At 60.9% G+C, this 17,286-nt stretch carries 17 protein-coding genes; 8 read left to right on the top strand and 9 right to left on the bottom strand.

Annotated elements, in window-relative coordinates:
• Positions 1-2 precede the first annotated feature (2 nt).
• Together HMPREF1546_RS19610 and HMPREF1546_RS08540 are read right to left on the bottom strand one after the other, a co-directional pair.
• Positions 3-1,073: a restriction endonuclease subunit S gene (locus HMPREF1546_RS19610; RefSeq protein ID WP_301546140.1), complete on the bottom strand. Its 1,071-nt coding sequence runs from the start codon at positions 1,071-1,073 to the stop codon at positions 3-5.
• Positions 1,074-2,026: 953 nt separating this feature from the next.
• On the bottom strand, positions 2,027-2,791 hold the full coding sequence (locus tag HMPREF1546_RS08540) for a hypothetical protein (RefSeq protein ID WP_021748627.1): 765 nt from the start codon (positions 2,789-2,791) through the stop codon (positions 2,027-2,029).
• Positions 2,792-3,028: 237 nt separating this feature from the next.
• On the opposite strand from HMPREF1546_RS08540, the gene HMPREF1546_RS08545 reads away from it, so the two are divergent.
• From HMPREF1546_RS08545 to HMPREF1546_RS08580, 8 genes are read left to right on the top strand one after another with little or no spacing between them, the layout of a single operon-like run.
• Complete coding sequence (locus HMPREF1546_RS08545) at positions 3,029-4,075, top strand: FAD:protein FMN transferase (protein ID WP_051319994.1); 1,047 nt, start codon at positions 3,029-3,031, stop codon at positions 4,073-4,075.
• Positions 4,059-4,466 (top strand): NusG domain II-containing protein, encoded by a 408-nt coding sequence (locus HMPREF1546_RS08550; protein WP_021748624.1) that lies wholly within the window; start codon positions 4,059-4,061, stop codon positions 4,464-4,466. Before HMPREF1546_RS08545 ends, HMPREF1546_RS08550 begins: the two co-directional genes overlap by 17 nt.
• 9 nt (positions 4,467-4,475) lie before the next feature.
• Positions 4,476-4,991 carry a Gx transporter family protein gene (locus HMPREF1546_RS08555; protein ID WP_021748623.1) on the top strand — a complete coding sequence of 172 codons (516 nt, stop codon included), beginning with the start codon at positions 4,476-4,478 and terminating at the stop codon, positions 4,989-4,991.
• Positions 4,992-4,995: 4 nt separating this feature from the next.
• The gene (locus tag HMPREF1546_RS08560) at positions 4,996-6,087 is read left to right on the top strand and encodes an AAA family ATPase (protein WP_021748622.1); all 1,092 of its coding nucleotides are present in this window, start codon (positions 4,996-4,998) and stop codon (positions 6,085-6,087) included.
• A complete protein-coding gene (locus HMPREF1546_RS08565; RefSeq protein WP_036629922.1) occupies positions 6,084-7,073 on the top strand; it encodes a 2-hydroxyacid dehydrogenase in 990 nt (329 codons plus the stop codon). The genes HMPREF1546_RS08560 and HMPREF1546_RS08565 overlap by 4 nt, the downstream gene beginning before the upstream one ends.
• Before the next feature lie 48 nt (positions 7,074-7,121).
• Entirely contained in the window at positions 7,122-7,517 is a 396-nt protein-coding gene (locus tag HMPREF1546_RS08570) for a DUF5655 domain-containing protein (RefSeq protein ID WP_051319995.1), read from the top strand.
• Positions 7,514-7,729, top strand: a complete 216-nt coding sequence (locus HMPREF1546_RS08575; protein WP_021748619.1) for a hypothetical protein — start codon at positions 7,514-7,516, stop codon at positions 7,727-7,729. Before HMPREF1546_RS08570 ends, HMPREF1546_RS08575 begins: the two co-directional genes overlap by 4 nt.
• On the top strand, positions 7,726-8,226 hold the full coding sequence (locus HMPREF1546_RS08580) for a DUF3795 domain-containing protein (protein ID WP_036629920.1): 501 nt from the start codon (positions 7,726-7,728) through the stop codon (positions 8,224-8,226). The genes HMPREF1546_RS08575 and HMPREF1546_RS08580 overlap by 4 nt, the downstream gene beginning before the upstream one ends.
• 60 nt (positions 8,227-8,286) lie before the next feature.
• On the opposite strand, the gene HMPREF1546_RS08585 is transcribed toward HMPREF1546_RS08580, so the two are convergent.
• The 7 genes from HMPREF1546_RS08585 to rsmH form a co-directional block, all read right to left on the bottom strand.
• Positions 8,287-10,347, bottom strand: a complete 2,061-nt coding sequence (locus tag HMPREF1546_RS08585; protein WP_021748617.1) for an ABC transporter ATP-binding protein — start codon at positions 10,345-10,347, stop codon at positions 8,287-8,289.
• Positions 10,337-12,079, bottom strand: a complete 1,743-nt coding sequence (locus HMPREF1546_RS08590; protein WP_021748616.1) for an ABC transporter ATP-binding protein — start codon at positions 12,077-12,079, stop codon at positions 10,337-10,339. The genes HMPREF1546_RS08585 and HMPREF1546_RS08590 overlap by 11 nt, the downstream gene beginning before the upstream one ends.
• Before the next feature lie 70 nt (positions 12,080-12,149).
• On the bottom strand, positions 12,150-12,581 hold the full coding sequence (locus tag HMPREF1546_RS08595) for a MarR family winged helix-turn-helix transcriptional regulator (RefSeq protein WP_021748615.1): 432 nt from the start codon (positions 12,579-12,581) through the stop codon (positions 12,150-12,152).
• A gap of 181 nt (positions 12,582-12,762) precedes the next feature.
• Positions 12,763-13,302 carry an anaerobic ribonucleoside-triphosphate reductase activating protein gene (nrdG, locus tag HMPREF1546_RS08600; RefSeq protein WP_021748614.1) on the bottom strand — a complete coding sequence of 180 codons (540 nt, stop codon included), beginning with the start codon at positions 13,300-13,302 and terminating at the stop codon, positions 12,763-12,765.
• Between the two features lie 184 nt (positions 13,303-13,486).
• Positions 13,487-15,685 (bottom strand): anaerobic ribonucleoside-triphosphate reductase, encoded by a 2,199-nt coding sequence (gene nrdD / locus HMPREF1546_RS08605; protein WP_036629918.1) that lies wholly within the window; start codon positions 15,683-15,685, stop codon positions 13,487-13,489.
• Between the two features lie 215 nt (positions 15,686-15,900).
• Positions 15,901-16,239: a nucleotide pyrophosphohydrolase gene (locus HMPREF1546_RS08610; protein ID WP_036628054.1), complete on the bottom strand. Its 339-nt coding sequence runs from the start codon at positions 16,237-16,239 to the stop codon at positions 15,901-15,903.
• A gap of 32 nt (positions 16,240-16,271) precedes the next feature.
• Positions 16,272-17,286: 16S rRNA (cytosine(1402)-N(4))-methyltransferase RsmH (gene rsmH / locus HMPREF1546_RS08615; protein WP_021751860.1), on the bottom strand; the 1,015-nt coding region annotated here is incomplete at its 5' end.

Genomic DNA, 17,286 nt, shown 5'->3' on the forward strand with positions numbered 1-17,286 from the left:
CTTCATTTCCCTTTCTTTGCTCTTTTGTACGCCTGATTCAGTACACCAGCATAATACTTTTCTTTTTCATCTGCCAACATCCTAAGTAATTGGCGTTCTCTTTTGGCCAGCAGATTGAACTGGGCGATTTTACGCTGATCCTCCACGGAAAGAAGGGCCAATTCAAAGTCAGCTAAAAATCTTGCGTTAACTGCGCCAAGCATATTACTGGTTGCATTCTCATAAATTTTTCGTTTTATCTTTTCTGTATTCAGCAACCAAAAAAGATACTCTGGCAACAGGCTCTTATCTTCAACTCGAATCACTACAAAGTTTGAGGAAACCACCATTCCAGATGTAGTTTCATCAATCAGAACTGCTGTATAGGGAGCTGTAAGGCGGACAATGATATCTCCGCTTTGCGAGAGGTATTCTTCTTTCAGCGGTTCTTTTGCTTCATAGATATCGGCCTCTTTCAATTGAATTGTCCCTTCCTGCTGGATACACCGCAGATTAATCAAGGGATATCGATACTCACTTGGCTCTTTGGCCTGTTTTCTCGACAAGACCAAGCCGCTGCGAACACTCGCAAGGTCCTGCAACTTCATTCTTTCACCTCTTTTGTCACGGCCAATAAATAACAATGGCTTTCTAAAAAAATTTCCCTCTGATGAATTGTCCCCATTATACACCAGGCCATCTTTCTTTGTCAAGAATAAATTTGTCATGGAAAAAAAATAACTTTTAGTCTTCTCCGCATATAAGTTTGCTGTCCACTCCCTCCTTATTGAAAAACTGTGGGTAGTGTTTCTTGCATCTGCTCCTCGTCCAGCATTTTCATCAAACCATACACCGCAGTCCGTGGGCAGAAAACTTACCACCTTGCGAGAGCGCTGCGTTCGCATCGCAGAGGTCGAGGGTTCGATCCCCTTCGAGTCCACCAAAAGAAAATGCGACTTGTTTCGACAAGTCGCATTTTCTTTTGGGTTTCGCTCCCGTTGGTCGCTCCACCCTTCAGTGATTGAAATGCTCGGGCGAAGTGAATTCGCCCTGCGCCAAGGTTTTGCCTGTGGCAAAACGCTTGTACGGCGCAAAGGCGCCGCCGGCCAGAAGGCCGGTTGGGTGCTTCTCAAGAAAAATTGCAAACGACCTGAGAGGATTTGGATTGTTACCCCTTGCCAAAACTAGAAATCGCTGCAGTTTTTACTGCGGCGATTTCTCATTGGATCGCCCCATCAGCTCTGCCGGTGGGGCGCCCCGTAAAAAGAGCTTTAATATCAAACATCGAGTGAAGTGAGCCGCTAACATGAACCTTCCGCTAATAGAAATCTGCTATTAGAACGGTGATTGCCCGTTTACGGGCTGTATGGCAAGTGATGCAAGCGGAATAAATTTCCGTGTGTCTTGAGACGCTTGCCGGTAATAGGCCCTTATAGGGCCTACGCAAGCCTCCGGCTTAACCGGCGGTTATGGCTTGCCCACAGACGGATTTTGCTTTGATTATCGGAAGGATTCCCCGTACGGGGAATCCTTCTTTTGTTTATTGCAGCGCAGATCATGGGGCCGCACTCTTCAGCATCCTGTCCAGTCCCCAATGGCTGGAATCTGCTCACAGACATGTGCCGGGGCGGCGGACTGTTCCAACTTGACCTGGAAGCGACGTCAAGCCAGAGAAGAAGCTTTTTATAATTCCGGCAGTGCCCCGCGGCGGTTGGTGGAAGAGTGGCCTGCTGCTTTGGGATTCGGATCGCTGATAACGAATTTTCCGCTCACCGATGCGCAGTTTTCATGCCGCAAAGTCCGGACCCTCCCGCCGGAAGAACAACCGTCTGCCTTGGCGGCTGGCTCTTATAAGAAATACCATACGCTTCTTCCGCCGTGCGTATTGAGCCGTTTAGGGCGGCAGAGCGGTTTCTTCCCACGAAAAGCGGCTTGCCTTGCGGGACATACTGCGCTGCAAGGCGGCGGAAAGGGGGTCCCTTTGTCGGGACGCGAGAGAACAAAACAGCCCCCCCTTCGGAATGCCCGAAGGGGGGCTGCGGATCTATCAGAGCTGCTTGACCGTGTAATACACCGCCAGGGCAAAGACCACTATGGCCAGGGCCCACATGGCGTAATAGGCGATGGTGCTGCTGAACAGAGCGATGGCCAGCGCCACGACGGACAGGCCGCAGGCCGCATAGATGGGCATGGGATCCGCGCCGGCAGTCAACACCTGAAGATTGCCCAGCTTGCCGCCATTCTTGTCCGCCTTGTTGGTGAGGAAAGCCGCTACGATCAGTACCACGATATAGACTACCGCAGCGATCCGGACATAGGTACCCAGGAAGATGCTGTCCAGCACCCGCCGGCAGACCCACAGGGCGATCAGGGAGGCACCCAGGATGGTCAGGGACCAGGAGCACTCCCGATCGTACAGATTCCACAGAATGCCCAGCAGCATGACCACCGGAACCACCACGCACAGGAAGGTGAGAGCGGAGTCGTAGAAGGTGCGGATCATCCAGGCGGAACCGCCCAGGAAAACGCCGGCGGCAAACACCGACCAGCCGATCCAGCGGCGCTTGGTTTGCTGGCGCCAGACGATGCCCAGGACCAGACCGATCACAGCCACTGCCGCACCCGCGGCCATCAGATAGGGCAGTGCGGCGTCGCATGCGAGAAGCTCATTGGCGGTGCCGTTCACATAGAAGCGGCGGATGACCAACAGATAGATCTCCGCCACGCAGCCGGCCAGAAAAAACTTGAGCGCGTTGTGCATGGGCTCGTTCCGCTTTACCGGCTTGGATTTACTGACAGGATTTTTGGACATATAGGACAACCTCCAGGGTGTTTGTTCCGAAAATAGCCGCGGGAAAACATGCGCTTCCGCTGGCATACTATGATAGTATAGCAGATATTTCGTGCCTTTGCAAGGGGAAGGAGCCAGACTTTTCCCTTTTTTCCAACAGGAGTCAGGATTGCCGGTTGAGATTTGCCCGGGGGCGTGGTATACTCCTCTATTATGAGATTTTTTGCGAAAAATACTGATGACAAGAGGAATTTGCTTATGAAACGTTTGGGCGCACTGCTGGCGTCACTGCTGCTGGCGGGGAGCCTGACCGCCTGCGGCGGCACTGCGGCGCAGGAGATGCAGAGCATACAGGTCTTCGCCATGGACACGGTGATGGGCCTGCGGGCCTGCGGCGGGGAGACGGAGGCGGCGCTTGCGGCGGCGGAAGACGAGATCTACCGCCTGGATGAGGCGCTCTCCCGCACCCGGGAGGACAGCGCAGTGTCCCGGTTGAACAGCGCGGCGGGGGGGACGCCGGTGGATGTGGGGGAGGAACTCCGCGACCTGATTGCCCGGGCCCTGGATTTCAGCGCTGCCACAGACGGGGCCTTTGACATCACCCTGGCGCCGGTGTCCTCTGCCTGGGGCTTTACGGAGGACACCTACCGGGTGCCGGAGGACGCTGAACTGGCGTTGCTGCTGCCCTGCGTGGGGGCGGAGCATGTCCACCTGGAGGAGGGGACTGCTGTCTCGCTGGACCAGGGCACCCGGATTGACCTGGGAGCCATTGCCAAGGGGTATGCCAGCGACCGGATGGCTGCGATTTACCAGGAGCACGGCATCACCCACGGCATCGTGGACCTGGGTGGGAACACCTGGGTCTGCGGCGGGAACTTGGAGGGGGAGCCCTGGCAGATCGGCATTCAGGACCCGGCCCGGTCCGCGGGGGCTTTGGCGGGGATCCTGGAGGCGTCGGACGCCTTTGCCGTCACCTCCGGCGGCTATCAGCGGTATTTTGAGGAAAATGGACAGCTCTATCACCATATCATTGATCCTGCCACCGGCCACCCGGCGGAGAGCGGACTTACCTCCGTCACCGTGGTGGCGGATGGGGCCGCGGGCAACGGCACGATGTGCGACGCCCTCTCCACGGCCCTGTTCGTCATGGGGGAGGACCGGGCGCTGGAGCTCTGGCGCAGCGGCGTCTATGACTTTGACCTGATCTTGGTGACAGAGGACGGCCGGCTGCTGGCGACTGCAGGCATCGCGGACCGGTTCCGGCCGGACGATTCGGCGGGGTATGCGTATGAAATCGTCTCCTAAGCTGCGGCCAAACGGCTGGGATGCGTTGGCGGCGGCCGCTGTGCTGGCGCTGGCGGTGGCCTGCGCGGCTCTGTTCTGGACTGGGGGAGAGGAAATAGGCCCGCTGACGGCGGTAGTGTCTGCGAACGGCGAGCCGGTGGACCGGGTGGTGCTGGCGGACCTGTCGGGACCGGAGGAGCGGACCTATACGTCCAACGGCTACACCCTCCGGGTGGCCTTTGGGCCAGAGTCTGCCCAGGTGACGGTGTCCGACTGCCCCACCCAGGACTGCGTCCACATGGGGGAGATCACCCGCGGGGGACAGAGCATCGTGTGCCTGCCCGCCCGGATCGTCGTGCAGCTGGAGGGCGGCGCGGCGGCGGATGACGGCGTGGATCTGGTGATCGGATAAGGAGGCGCCATGAAACTGACGACGAGACAGTTGACGCTGTGCGCGGTGCTGACGGCCATGGCGCTGGCGCTCAGCTATCTGGAGAACTTCTTCCCCTTGTCCCTGGCCATCCCCATTCCGGGGATCAAGCTGGGACTGGCCAACATCGTGACGCTGTTCGCCCTGTACGCCCTGGGACCGGGGCAGGCGCTGCTGATCCTGGTGGCCCGGTGCCTGCTGGGGGCGGTCTTTGCAGGAAACATGAACGCGCTGATTTTTTCCCTGCTGGGGGGCGTGACGGCCATGGGGGTGATGATCGCCCTCTCCCGGCTGAAGCGCCTCTCCGTCTACGGAGTGTCTGTGGGCGGAGCAGCGGCCCACAACTGCGGCCAGGTGGCCGCAGCCGTGCTGACGCTGGGCAACACGGCGCCGCTGTACTACCTGCCGGTGCTGCTGGGGGTGTCCCTCTTTACCGGGGCATTGACGGGGCTGATCGCCGCCTGCCTGTTCCGGGCGCTGGTACATACAAGACTGTGGGGGGTGTGAGCGGATGGACAAGCGGGATCAGAGCAAAAAGGACGAGATCATCCTGCGGCAGCTGGAGGTGATCCGCTCTATGACGGAGCACAACCTCAGCCGCATGGGCGCGGACTTCTGGGGCACTCCGACACCGGAGAAGCATGTGCCTGTGGCTCCGCTGCCGGAGAAAGAAAAAAGGATCCCGCCGGCAGACGGCGGGGAGAAAAAGGCGCCAGAGGCGGCAGAACAGAAACAGGAAGACACCGCCAAAGCTCCCCCCAAAGAGAACATCGAGGACCTGCAGAAGGAGCTGGACAGCTATGTGGGCCTCAGTGCGGTGAAGCGGGAGGTGAAAGACCTCATCAATCTGGCGGCGGTGGAGCGTCTGCGCCGGCAGCACGGCCTGCCCACAGCGGACATGAGTCTCCACATGGTGTTTTCCGGCAATCCCGGCACGGGAAAGACCACCATCGCCCGGCTGATGGCCCGGGTCTACCACAGCCTGGGCATCTTGTCCAAGGGGCAGCTGGCGGAGGTGGACCGCAGCGGGCTGGTGGCGGGCTACGTGGGACAGACAGCCATCAAGACCCGGAAGGTCATCGACTCCGCTCTGGGGGGTGTGCTGTTCATCGACGAGGCATACGCCCTCAACGGCGGCGGGGCCAACGACTTCGGCCAGGAGGCCATCGACACGCTGCTGAAGGCCATGGAGGACCACCGGGACGACCTGGTGGTGATCGTCGCGGGCTACGACGGGCTGATGGACGAGTTCATCCACTCCAATCCGGGACTGGAGTCCAGGTTCAACCGCTTTCTCCACTTTGCAGATTACACGGCGGAGGAACTGCTGGCCATCTTCCGGATGCAGTGTGAAAAAGGGTGCTACATTCTGGAGCCGGAGGCGGAGGCGCCGCTGCGCTCCCTGCTGGAAAGGCGGATGGCGGATGCGGCCTCCTTCGGCAACGCCCGGGGCGTGCGAAACCTGTTTGAGCAGATCCTGGTCCGGCAGGCGGGCCGTCTGGCGGGACAGGCGTCCGTCAACCGGGAGGACCTGACGCGGATCACCGCCGCAGATGTGGAGGCAGTGGGCCGGGCAAATGATTTGGAGGCGAAAGAGCGTTGAAGGTTTTGATCTTACATCCCAGCAGCCGATATGACCGGTATCTGCCCGATATTCCCGCTGCGGGGCGGATGGAGCTGGTGTTCACGGACCGGGAGGGGCCGGAGGAGCGCTGGCTGGCAGCTGGCGGCGATGCGGAGGCTTTGGTGGCCGCACCGGTGACGCCGGTGACAGAGGAACTGATCGCCCGGATGCCGCATCTCAAGCTGATCCACAGCGACGGGGTGGGCTACGACCGGATTGACCTGGCGGCGGCCCGGGAGCGGGGCATCTATGTGTGCAACTGCGCCGGGTGCAACGCAGGCCCCGTGGCGGAGCTGGCGGTGACGCTGATGAGCATGCTGCTGCACCGGACGCTGTGGGGAGACCGGATGGTGCGGGCCGGGCAGCAGCATGAGGCGGTGAACGAGCTGGCAGCCCATGTGCCGGAAGATCTGTCCACCTGCCGGGTGGGGCTGGTGGGCTTCGGCGCCATCGGCCAGGCTACGGCGCAGCGGCTGCGGGCCAACGGCAGCGAGGTGTTTTACTACGCCCGGCACCGGCAGGATCCGGCTGTGGAGGAGGCGTGCGGCGCCCGGTATCTGCCCCTGTACGAGCTGGCGGAGACCTGTGACATCATCAGCCTCCATCTGCCCGCCACGCCGGAGAGCACCCACCTGCTGGACCGGGCGTTCTTCGGCCGGATACGGCCGGGGAGCTATCTGGTGAACACCGCTCGGGGCGCGGTGATCGACGATGCGGCCCTGTGCGAGGCTATCCGCTCCGGCCGTCTGGCGGGGGCGGCGCTGGACGCCTATGACCCGGAGCCTGTGACGGCGGAGCACCCGCTGGTGCGGCTGGCGGCGGAGTGCCCGGACCGGCTGATCCTCTGCCCCCACCAGGGCGGGATCAGCCATGCGGCGTTCCGAGAGGCCGCGCGGATGGTGTTTGCGGATCTGGAAAAGCTGATGGACGGCAAGCGTCCGGAACGGGTGGTCAACGGCCTGTAACCGGCGCTGATGGAGATTAAGAGGCCGGAAGAGGAGAGGCGGATCACTATGCGCGTACCAGAGCACTGCACAGCGGATGCGGGGATGTTCTTCGACGGCCATCCGGCGGAGCTGGCGCTGTATGAAGCGCTGTTCCGGCGGATGGACGGGGCGTTTCCGGAGGGAACCGTCAAGGTGCAGAAAAGCCAGATCAGCTTTTACGGCCGGCATCTGTTCGCTGCGGCATCTCTGCCGGTGCGGCGGCGGAAGGACTGGCCGAAGATGTGCCTGATGGTGACCGTTGGACTGCCGTACCGGCTGGACTCGCCCCGGGTGGTGGCGGCCTCGGAGCCGTATCCCGGCCGCTGGACCCACCATGTCTTGGTGACAGAGGCGGACCAGATCAACGAAGAGCTGATGGGCTGGCTGCGGGAGGCATGGGACTTTGCGGAGAGCAAGCGATGAGATACACACGGGAAGAGCTGGCGGAGGCCCGGCGATCCATCGACTCCACCCTGCGCAAGTGTGAGAAGGCGCTGGAGAAGCTGCGACCGGGCACGTCGCCCCACACGCTGACGGTACGGCGCATCCGGGCGTTCCGGATCGCCTTGGCGCTGATCGACCGGGAGATGGACGGGACGGAGATTCCCGGTCCGGAAGGGAAGGAGGACCTATGAGCCACTATGCCTACGGATACTGCGGGATGCCCTGCGCCCTCTGTACCCGCTGCCGGACAGAGGGAAGCAGCCGGTGTCCCGGCTGCTCCTGCGACGGATACTACACTGTGCCCTGCAAGGTCCACCGCTGCGTCCGGGAAAAGGGACTGGACCACTGCGGACAGTGCGGGGACTTCCCCTGCCCGAAGCTGGGGAAGATGGGGGATTTCCGGGACCTGGATACGGGCCGCGTGAAGGAGCGGACCTGCCAGGCCGTGGCGGCGGAGGGCCTGCCCGCCTGGCTGGCGGAGTATGAGGAAAAGGTGGACCTGCTGACGGTGGCGCTGGAGCGGTACAACAACGGCAGGATGAAGCGGTATCTCTGCGAGCTGTTCCTGCAGCAGGACCTGGACACCCTGCGGCGGATCATGGCCCGGGCGGAGGCACTGGAAGGAGCGGATTCCAAGGAGCTGGGCCGGGCCTTCCAGGCGCTGGTGCGGGAGATGCTGGAATCGTGAGCGGGGCGCTGAACAGAAAAAAGCCACCGGAGCAAATGCTCCGGTGGCTTTGATGTTCGCTTATTCCAGCTCGAAGGCACCAGTGTACAGCTGATAGTACAGTCCGTGCTGGCGGATCAGATCGTCGTGGTCGCCCCGCTCCACGATCCGGCCGTGGTCCAGCACCATGATGGCGTTGGAGTTGCGGACGGTGGAGAGCCGGTGGGCGATGACGAACACCGTCCGGCCATACATCAGGGAGTCCATGCCCTGCTGAACGATGGCCTCCGTCCGGGTGTCGATAGAGCTGGTGGCCTCATCCAGGATCATCACCGGCGGGTCTGCCACGGCTGCCCGGGCAATGGCCAGCAGCTGCCGCTGGCCTTGGGACAGATTGGCGCCGTTGCCGGTGAGCATGGTATCGTACCCCTGGGGCAGGCGGCGGATGAAGTCGTCGGCATTGGCCAGGGCGGCGGCCGCCTCCACCTCTTCATCCGTGGCATCCAGATTGCCGTAACGGATGTTCTCCCGGACGGTGCCGGTGAAGAGGTTGGTGTCCTGCAGCACGATGCCCAGGCTGCGCCGCAGGTCCGGCTTGCGGATGTTGTTGATGGAGATGCCGTCGTAACGGATCTTGCCGTCGGCAATGTCGTAGAACCGGTTGATCAGGTTGGTGATGGTGGTCTTGCCGGCGCCGGTGGCGCCCACGAAGGCCAGCTTCTGGCCGGGCTTGGCAAAGAGGCTGATGTCGTGGAGGATGGTCTTGCCCTCCTCATAGGCGAAGTCCACATGGTCGAACCGCACGTCGCCGGAGAGCTTGATGAGGTAGTAGTCCTCGCTCTCGACATTTCGGACCGGGCCCAGGATGGGGCGGTAGAAGGCCTTGCCGTGCTCCTGGTATTTCCAGGCCCAGGCCTCGTCTTTTCCAGCCTCGGGGGCCTTCAGCTCCGTGAAGGAGCCGTCCGCCTCTTCCCGCACAGGGACCATCACCATGTCAGTGCTGTGGGGGACCCTCCAGGCCCAGAGGTTGGTGCGCTTCTCGGACTCCTCCAGTTGGTGGCCCTCTTTATCATAGGACACGTTTACCAGCGTCACAGTGCCGTGGTCCTCCTCCGGCTCCTCGTCCATCAGGGCGAAGATCCGCTCCGCGCCGGCCAGGGCCATGATGATGGAGTTGAACTGCTGGGAGATCTGGTTGATGGGGTTGGAAAAGCTCTTGGACAGCTGCAGGAAGCTGGCAATAACGCCCAGGGTGATGGTGGTGTCCACCCCGCTGAGGGCCAGAGCGCCGCCCACCATAGCCACGATCACGTACTGGACATTGCCGATGTTCACCATGATAGGCATCAGGATGCTGGCGTAGGTGTGGGCTTTGTCCGCGCTGTGGAACATTTCGTCGTTGACCCGGTCAAAGCCGTCCTGGGCCTCCTGCTCATGGCAGAAGACCTTGACCACTTTCTGACCGTTGATCATCTCCTCGATATAACCGTTGAGGGCGCCCAGGGTGCTCTGCTGGCGGAGGAAGTAGCGGCCGCTGCGGCCGGCCAGGAACCGTGTCACCACCAGGGCGAAGCAGACGCACACCAGGACCACAACCGTGAGCAGGGCGTTGGTGAACAGCATACCCAGGAAGGTGACCAGAATGGTCATGGAGGAGTTGATGACCTGGGGGATGCTCTGGGCGAACATCTGCCGCAGGGTGTCCACATCGTTGGTGTAGACGCTCATCACGTCGCCGTGGGCGTGGGTGTCAAAATACTTGATAGGCAGGGTCTGCATGTGGCCGAACAGGTCGTCCCGAATGGTTTTCTGTACGCCCTGGGACACCACGATCATGTTCCGGTTATAGGCGTAAGCGCACAGGGCACCCACCAGGAACAGGCAACCCATCATCACCAGGGCCCGCACCAGGCCGGAAAAGTCTGGATCCGCCGCACCCAGCAGGGGGGTGATATAGTCGTCGATCAGACTGCCCAGAAACAGAGAGCCCGCCACGTTGGCGATGGCACTGACCAGAATGCACACCAGAACAATGATGAAGCGGGCCTTGTACCCCCGTTTGATATAGCCCATCAGGCGGCCGACAATGTGCCGGCGATGGCCGGGTGCCTTGGCGCCGCTGCGGATCTGCTTACTGCTCATTGTCACTGCCTCCTTTCATTTGGGATTCATAGGTCTCGCGGTAGATATCACAGGTTTTCAGCAATTCGTCGTGGGTACCCATGGCCACGATCTGTCCGCCGTCCATCACCAGGATCTTGTCGGCGTCCTCGATGGAGGAGACCCGCTGGGCGATGATGAACTTGGTGGTATCCGGGATCTCCTCCAGAAACGCCTTGCGGATCAGGGCGTCGGTCTTGGTGTCCACGGCGGAGGTGGAGTCGTCCAGGATCAGGATCTTGGGGTGCTTCAGCAGGGCCCGGGCGATGCAAAGCCGCTGCTTCTGCCCGCCGGAGACGTTGGAGCCGCCCTGCTCGATATAGGTGTCGTACTTGTCGGGGAACTCCTGGATAAAGGAATCCGCCTGGGCCAGCTGGCACATCCGGACCATCTCCTCGTCAGTGGCGTCCTTTTTGCCCCAGCGGAGATTATCCTTGATGGTGCCGGAGAACAGCACGTTCTTCTGCAGCACCATGGCCACCTGGTCCCGCAGGGCGTCCATATCGTAGTCCCGGACGTCCGCGCCGCCCACCAGGACGCGGCCCTCAGTGGCGTCGTACAGACGGGGGATCAGCTGGACCAGGGTGGTCTTGGAGGTGCCGGTGCCGCCCAGGATACCTACGGTCTCACCGGACTTCACCGTGAGGTTCACGTTCTTCAGGCACTCCTTGCTGGGGTCCTTGGCGTAGGAGAAGCTGACGTTCTCAAACACCACGGAGCCGTCCTTGACCTCTTCGATGGGCTGGGAGCCGTTCTTCAGATCGCTCTCCTCGTTCAGGATCTCTGTGATCCGCTCTGCGGAGGCCCGGGCCATGATGATCATAGTCAGTACCATGGAGAGCATCATCAGGCTCATCAGCATCATCATGATGTAGCTGAACATACTGGTCAGCTGGCCGGTGGTCATGCTGCCGCCCACGATCAGGTTGGCGCCGATCCAGGACACGGAGATCATGCAGGCATACACACAGATCTGCATCAGAGGCATATTGAAGGCCAGGATGCGCTCCGCCTTGGAGAAGTCCATGTAGATCTCCTGGGAGACCTTGCCGAACTTCTCTACTTCATGGTCCTCCCGAACAAAGGACTTCACCACCCGGATGCCCAGCAGGTTCTCCTGCACCACGTTGTTCAGGTGGTCATAGCGCTTGAAGACCCGTTCAAAAATGGGGTGGGCCCTGGTCATGATGAGCGCCAGGCCGATGCCCAGGATCGGGATGACCACCAGGAAGATCAGTGCCAGCTTGGGGTTGATGCGCAGGGTGAGTACCCAGGCGCAGATCAACATGATGGGGGACCGGACCGCGATACGGATGACCATCATAAAAGCCATCTGGACGTTGGTCACGTCTGTGGTCAGGCGGGTGATGATGCCGCTGGTGGAGAACTTGTCAATGTTGGAAAAGGAGAACTTCTGGACATTCCGATACATCTCCCGCCGCAGATTCCGCGCGAAGCCCGTAGAGGCCTTGGCGCCGAAACGGCCGGACAGTCCGCCGCAGATCAGCGCCAGAACAGCCATTCCCACCACGGTGAGGCCGTAGGCGGCAATATGGTGCATGCTGCCGGCCTTGACCCCCTCGTCCAGCAGCTTGCCGGTCATCAGAGGGATCAACACGTCAAACGCCACTTCGCCGATGACGAAGATGGGCGTCAGGATGGTGGCTGGCCAGAACTCCTGAATACAGCTGGCCAGGCTCCTTTTTTTCTTCATAGAATACCTCCTTGTGTCTTTGCTGTGCCGGGGGAAGCGATTGAGCCGCTTCCCGGCCGGGCCCGGTTGGTCAAATGAGATTTTGCTTCAGCTTTTCCGCGATGGCCAGGAACTGGTCAATCTCCTCCTGAGAGATGCCTCTGGTCAGCGTCGCCTCTGTGGCGGCGATCCGCCGCTCTGCCTCCTGATTCAGCGCCTGCGCCCGGAGTGTGGGCGTGATCCGCTTCATCCGGGCGTCCCTGACTCCCATAGAGCGCTGGACGAGGCCCTCGTCCTCCAGCCGCTTCAGCAGCCGGGAGGCGGTGGAGCTGCGGATGCAGAGGGCGCGCTCCAGATCCTTTTGATAGATTTCCCGGCCCTGGCTGTGGCAGAGATAACCGATCAAAACGCCCTCGATCTCCGTCAGCATGCTCTGGGGATGGTCGGCAGGCCCCCAAAGCCGTCTGCGCAGGAGATTGGACAGTGCCTTGATCTCATACCCGACGTACCGCTCATGCTGCATGGAAACACCTCCTCCAACTGAACAGGATTATATTTTAGTTAGCAAACTAGCAAATGTCAAGAAGCAATCTGCCAAAATTTCTACGGGTCTTCCTTTAAAATTCGGCAGGCACCGAAAGAGAAGGAGGCGCCCCACACCGAAGGGCGGGGCGCCTCTGAAAAAACGGGTTGGAGGCTGCTGTTCAGCGGCCGCCCCGGGGGCGGTCCGGCAGGAAACAGAGGCAACCGGCCTGACGGCTGGCGTTCAGGTCGATGAGCCGCTGGTTGGAGCTGCCCCGGAACCGGAGGGTCAGGTCCTTCAGCTCCTCTACGAAGCGGCCGTCCACCAGCACATCCAACAGGGAGAGCATCTCGTCTGTCACCTCGCAGCGGGGATGAGTGCCGTCCGAGGTAAGCTCCTCATAGGTGAAGCCGGAGAAGCCCCAGATGGTCTTGTCCGGATACATCTGCCGGACCCGCCGGAGAAAGGGCACCAGGGCCCGCTGGTTCTCCGGTTCAAAGGGCTCGCCCCCCAGCAGTGTCAGGCCGTTGATGTAGACAGGGGAGAGCAGGGAGAGCAAATAATCCTCCGTCTCGGTGGTAAAGGGCTGGCCGTAGCAGAAGTCCCAGGTTTGGGGCTGAAAGCAGTTCTTGCAGTGATTGGTGCAGCCAGAGACGAACAGGGTGACCCGCACTCCCTCGCCATTGGCAATGTCGCAGTTTTTGATCTCACCGTAGTACATGACAGCCCTCCTGCTATTCTTCAAAATGGGCGCCCGCAGGCGCCCATTTGAGTTTGATCGTTTTTCCCGGGGACATGCGCCTCGGGAAAAACACCGCTCAGTTTGTAAGTGTGCGAGCGAAGCGAGTGCGCGCACAAACTGCAATCTCTTCGTTCAAAAGGCTTTGCCTTTTGAACGAAATATTTTACAGGTGCAGCACCCGGTCCCGGATCTCCTGAGTCCGGCCCTGGTTCCAGAACTGGGTTCCGATGTAGCCGCAGGTCCGGCGGGCCACATTCATCTTGTCCTGGTCTGTGTTGCCGCACTGGGGGCACTTCCAGATCAGCTTGCCGTTCTCCTCCGCGATCTGGATCTCGCCGTCCCAGCCGCACACCTGGCAGTAGTCGGACTTGGTGTTCAGTTCGGCGTAGATGATGTTTTCATAGATGAACTTCATCACCTGGAGCACCGCCTCCAGGTTGTTCTGCATGTCCGGCACCTCCACGTAGCTGATGGCGCCGCCGGGAGACAGGGCCTGGAACTGGGCCTCAAACTTCAGCTTGTCGAAAGCGTTGATATCTTCTGTCACATGGACGTGGTAGCTGTTGGTGATGTAGCTCTTGTCAGTGACGCCCTCGATGATGCCGAAGCGGCGCTGCAGGCTCTTGGCAAATTTATAGGTGGTGGACTCCAGAGGCGTGCCGTAGAGGGAGAAGTCGATGTCGCTCTCCGCTTTCCACTTCCTGCAGGCGTCGTTCATGTACTGCATCACCTGCAGGGCGAAGGGGGTGGCGGAGGGGTCCGTATGGCTCTTGCCGGTCATGTACTTCACGCACTCGTAGAGGCCGGCGTAGCCCAGGGAGATGGTGGAGTAGCCGTGGTAGAGCAGCTTGTCGATAGTCTCGCCCTTCTTCAGCCGGGCGCAGGCGCCGTACTGCCACAAAATCGGGGCCACGTCGGAGAGAGTGCCCTTCAGCCGGTTGTGCCGGCACATCAGGGCACGGTGGCACAGCTCCAGCCGTTCGTCAAAGATCTTCCAGAACTTGTCCAGGTCGCCGCCGGAGGACAGAGCCACGTCAGGGAGGTTGATGGTCACAACGCCCTGATTGAAGCGGCCGTAGTACTTGTGCTTGCCAGGCTCATAATTGCCGGCGTTTGCGATGTTGCCGATGCCGGCATCTGTGAAGCGGTCCGGCGTCAGGAAGGAGCGGCAGCCCATGCAGGTATACACATCGCCCTTCAGCTCCAGCATTTTCTTGGCAGAGATGTAGTCGGGCACCATCCGGCGGGCGGTGCACTTGGCCGCCAGCTTGGTCAGGTAATAATAGGGGGAATCCTCGTGGACGTTATCCTCCTCCAGCACATAGATCAGCTTGGGGAAGGCGGGAGTGATCCACACGCCCTTTTCGTTCTTCACGCCCTGGTAGCGCTGCTCCAAGGTTTCCTCAATGATGAGGGCCAGATCCTTTTTCTCCTGCTCATTCTTGGCCTCACCCAGGTACATGAACACCGTCACGAAGGGGGCCTGGCCATTGGTGGTCAACAGGGTCAGCACTTGGTACTGGATGGTCTGGACGCCGCGGCGGACCTCATCCCGCAGACGGGTCTCCACCAGCTCCTCGATCTTCTCCCGGGTGGGCCGGATGCCCAGGGCCTCCATCTCCTGCTCCACCAGCCGGCGGATCTTCTTCCGGCTCACATCCACGAAGGGGGCCAGGTGGGCCAGGGAGATAGACTGCCCGCCGTACTGGTTGGAAGCCACCTGAGCGATGATCTGAGTGGCAATGTTGCAGGCGGTGGAGAAGCTGTGGGGCCGCTCGATCAGGGTGTCCGTGATGACGGTGCCGTTCTGAAGCATATCCTCCAGATTCACCAGGTCACAGTTGTGCATGTGCTGGGCGTAGTAGTCCGAGTCATGGAAGTGGATGATGCCCTCCCGATGGGCCTCCACGATGTCGGCGGGCAGCAGCAGCCGCTCGCTCAGGTCCCGGGAGACCTCGCCGGCCATGTAGTCCCGCTGGGTGGAGTTCACCACCGGGTTCTTGTTGGAGTTCTCCTGCTTGGCCTCCTCGTTGCAGCACTCGATGAGGCTGAGGATCTTCTCGTCGGTGGTATTGCTCTTGCGGACCAGAGAGCGGACATAGCGGTAGGTGATGTAGTTCTTGGCCACCTCATAGGCCCCGTGAGCCATGATCTGGGACTCCACCAGGTCCTGAATCTCCTCCACAGAGGGGGAGCGGTTCATCTTCTGACAGCTGAGTTCCACGGACTCCGCGATCCGCTGGATCTGGACCGGGGTCATCCGGGCGTCCTCCTCGATAGTGTTGTTGGCCTTGGTGATGGCGGCGATGATCTTCGTGATGTCGAAGATGACCTCCGTGCCGTTCCGCTTCATGACTTTCATGGGACTCTCCGCCTCTCTTGTAGAATCAATCTCAATTGTAATATATCTAGTAAGCATTGTTATCATACCACACTAGATATGGGATGAAAAGTTGCATTTACCATAGTGTCTTCCAAAATTCGGCGAGGAAATTTGTGCGTTCCGGAGAAAAGCTGTCGATGCGGAAAAACCGCCCCGTGCGGCAGGGCGCGGAGCGGTCGGGATCCGGAGAACAGTCAGGTCAGCTCTGTGTATTTGGCGGCGCTGCCCCGGGCCTTTTCCACCGGGTACTTGGCGGCGTTCTGATCCACCTTGGCGTTCAGGATCTCATCCAGATCCAGGCCGCACACATCGGCCATCAGGACGCAGTAGCTCAGCACATCCGCCAGCTCCTCCCGGATGCGGCCCAGCTTGTCCCGGCATTCCAGGTCCGCGCCGCTCCACTGGAATATCTCCAGCAGCTCCGCCGCCTCCAGGGACAGGGAGATGGCCAGGTCCTTGGGGGTGTGGAACTGCCGCCACTCCCGGTCGTCCCGGAACTGGATCACCCGACGGATCGTCTCATCCCGCAGCATGGATGTCAACTCCTTTTCCATAAAATCAGCATTCACTCCGCCCGGACAGCCCACCGCAGCTTGGTGGAGTGGGCCCGGGGGTTCCGGCGGCACTCCTGAGGGGAGGGACGGGTGACCTCCTGGGCGATGTCGCTGTACAGCCCATCCCGGTACTGCTGGCGGAAGGCCTGCTTCACCAGCCGGTCCTCCCCGGAGTGAAAGGTGAGGATGGCCGCCCGCCCGCCGGGCTTCAGCACATGGGGGAGCTTGTCCAGAAAGGCGTACAGCACCTCGAACTCGCTGTTCACGTCGATCCGCAATGCCTGGAAGGTCCGCTGGCAGGACTTCTTCACCGCCTCCTTGCGCTCGGCGGCGGGGAGGAAGGACAGCGCCCCCTCGATGAGAGCGTACAGCTGCCGGGTGGTGTCCACAGTGCCGCCCCGGCGGAACACCTGAATGACGGCCTTTGCGATGCGGTCCGCGTAGGGCTCGTCGGAATTTTCCACCAGCAGGTTCGCCAACTCCTCCTGGTCCAGCTGCCGCAGCCGCTCCGCCGCGGTGACGCCGGAGGAGGGGTCCAGCCGCAGGTCCAGGGGACCGTCCTGCTTGAAGGTAAAGCCCCGGGCCGGGTCGTCGATCTGCATGGAGGAGACGCCTAAATCCGCCAGCACGAAGTCGAAGAGCACGCCGGGGGCCACCTGGTCCACGTCGGCGAAATTCCGATGCTGGATGGTGAGGAGCTCCGGCCCGAAGCCCGCAGATGCCAGCCGGGCGCGGGTCTTTTCCATCTCGATGGGGTCCACGTCCGTGGCATATAGGTGTCCTTGCCCCTGGAGCTGTGCCAGCATCCGGCGGGTGTGGCCGCCGTAGCCCAGCGTGGCGTCGTAGCCGGTCTGGCCCGGCTGGATCTGAAGGACCTCCAGGATCTCGTCTACCAGAATGGGGATGTGCATCCCTGCCGGGGTCTTGCCGCTCTCGATGATCTTTTCTACATCAGAGCGGTACTTCTCCGGGTCATGCTCTTTGTACTTCTCCTGAAAGGTGCGGGGGTGGGTGCCCTTGTACCGG

The sequence above is a fragment of the Oscillibacter sp. KLE 1745 genome (genome assembly GCF_000469445.2).
In the GTDB taxonomy this organism is placed as follows: Bacteria; Bacillota; Clostridia; order Oscillospirales; family Oscillospiraceae; genus Oscillibacter; species Oscillibacter welbionis.

Excerpts from the sequence above, each read along its gene's own strand:
- nrdD (WP_036629918.1), bottom strand. The coding sequence starts at position 15,685 with ATGAAAGTCATGAAGCGGAACGGCACGGAGGTCATCTTCGACATCACG.
- nrdG (WP_021748614.1), bottom strand. The coding sequence starts at position 13,302 with ATGTACTACGGTGAGATCAAAAACTGCGACATTGCCAATGGCGAGGGA.
- HMPREF1546_RS08595 (WP_021748615.1), bottom strand. The coding sequence starts at position 12,581 with ATGCAGCATGAGCGGTACGTCGGGTATGAGATCAAGGCACTGTCCAAT.
- HMPREF1546_RS08580 (WP_036629920.1), top strand. The coding sequence starts at position 7,726 with ATGAGCCACTATGCCTACGGATACTGCGGGATGCCCTGCGCCCTCTGT.
- HMPREF1546_RS08545 (WP_051319994.1), top strand. The coding sequence starts at position 3,029 with ATGAAACGTTTGGGCGCACTGCTGGCGTCACTGCTGCTGGCGGGGAGC.
- HMPREF1546_RS08560 (WP_021748622.1), top strand. The coding sequence starts at position 4,996 with ATGGACAAGCGGGATCAGAGCAAAAAGGACGAGATCATCCTGCGGCAG.
- HMPREF1546_RS08555 (WP_021748623.1), top strand. The coding sequence starts at position 4,476 with ATGAAACTGACGACGAGACAGTTGACGCTGTGCGCGGTGCTGACGGCC.
- HMPREF1546_RS08540 (WP_021748627.1), bottom strand. The coding sequence starts at position 2,791 with ATGTCCAAAAATCCTGTCAGTAAATCCAAGCCGGTAAAGCGGAACGAG.
- HMPREF1546_RS08610 (WP_036628054.1), bottom strand. The coding sequence starts at position 16,239 with ATGCTGCGGGATGAGACGATCCGTCGGGTGATCCAGTTCCGGGACGAC.
- HMPREF1546_RS08575 (WP_021748619.1), top strand. The coding sequence starts at position 7,514 with ATGAGATACACACGGGAAGAGCTGGCGGAGGCCCGGCGATCCATCGAC.
- HMPREF1546_RS08570 (WP_051319995.1), top strand. The coding sequence starts at position 7,122 with ATGCGCGTACCAGAGCACTGCACAGCGGATGCGGGGATGTTCTTCGAC.
- HMPREF1546_RS08550 (WP_021748624.1), top strand. The coding sequence starts at position 4,059 with ATGAAATCGTCTCCTAAGCTGCGGCCAAACGGCTGGGATGCGTTGGCG.
- HMPREF1546_RS08590 (WP_021748616.1), bottom strand. The coding sequence starts at position 12,079 with ATGAAGAAAAAAAGGAGCCTGGCCAGCTGTATTCAGGAGTTCTGGCCA.
- HMPREF1546_RS08585 (WP_021748617.1), bottom strand. The coding sequence starts at position 10,347 with ATGAGCAGTAAGCAGATCCGCAGCGGCGCCAAGGCACCCGGCCATCGC.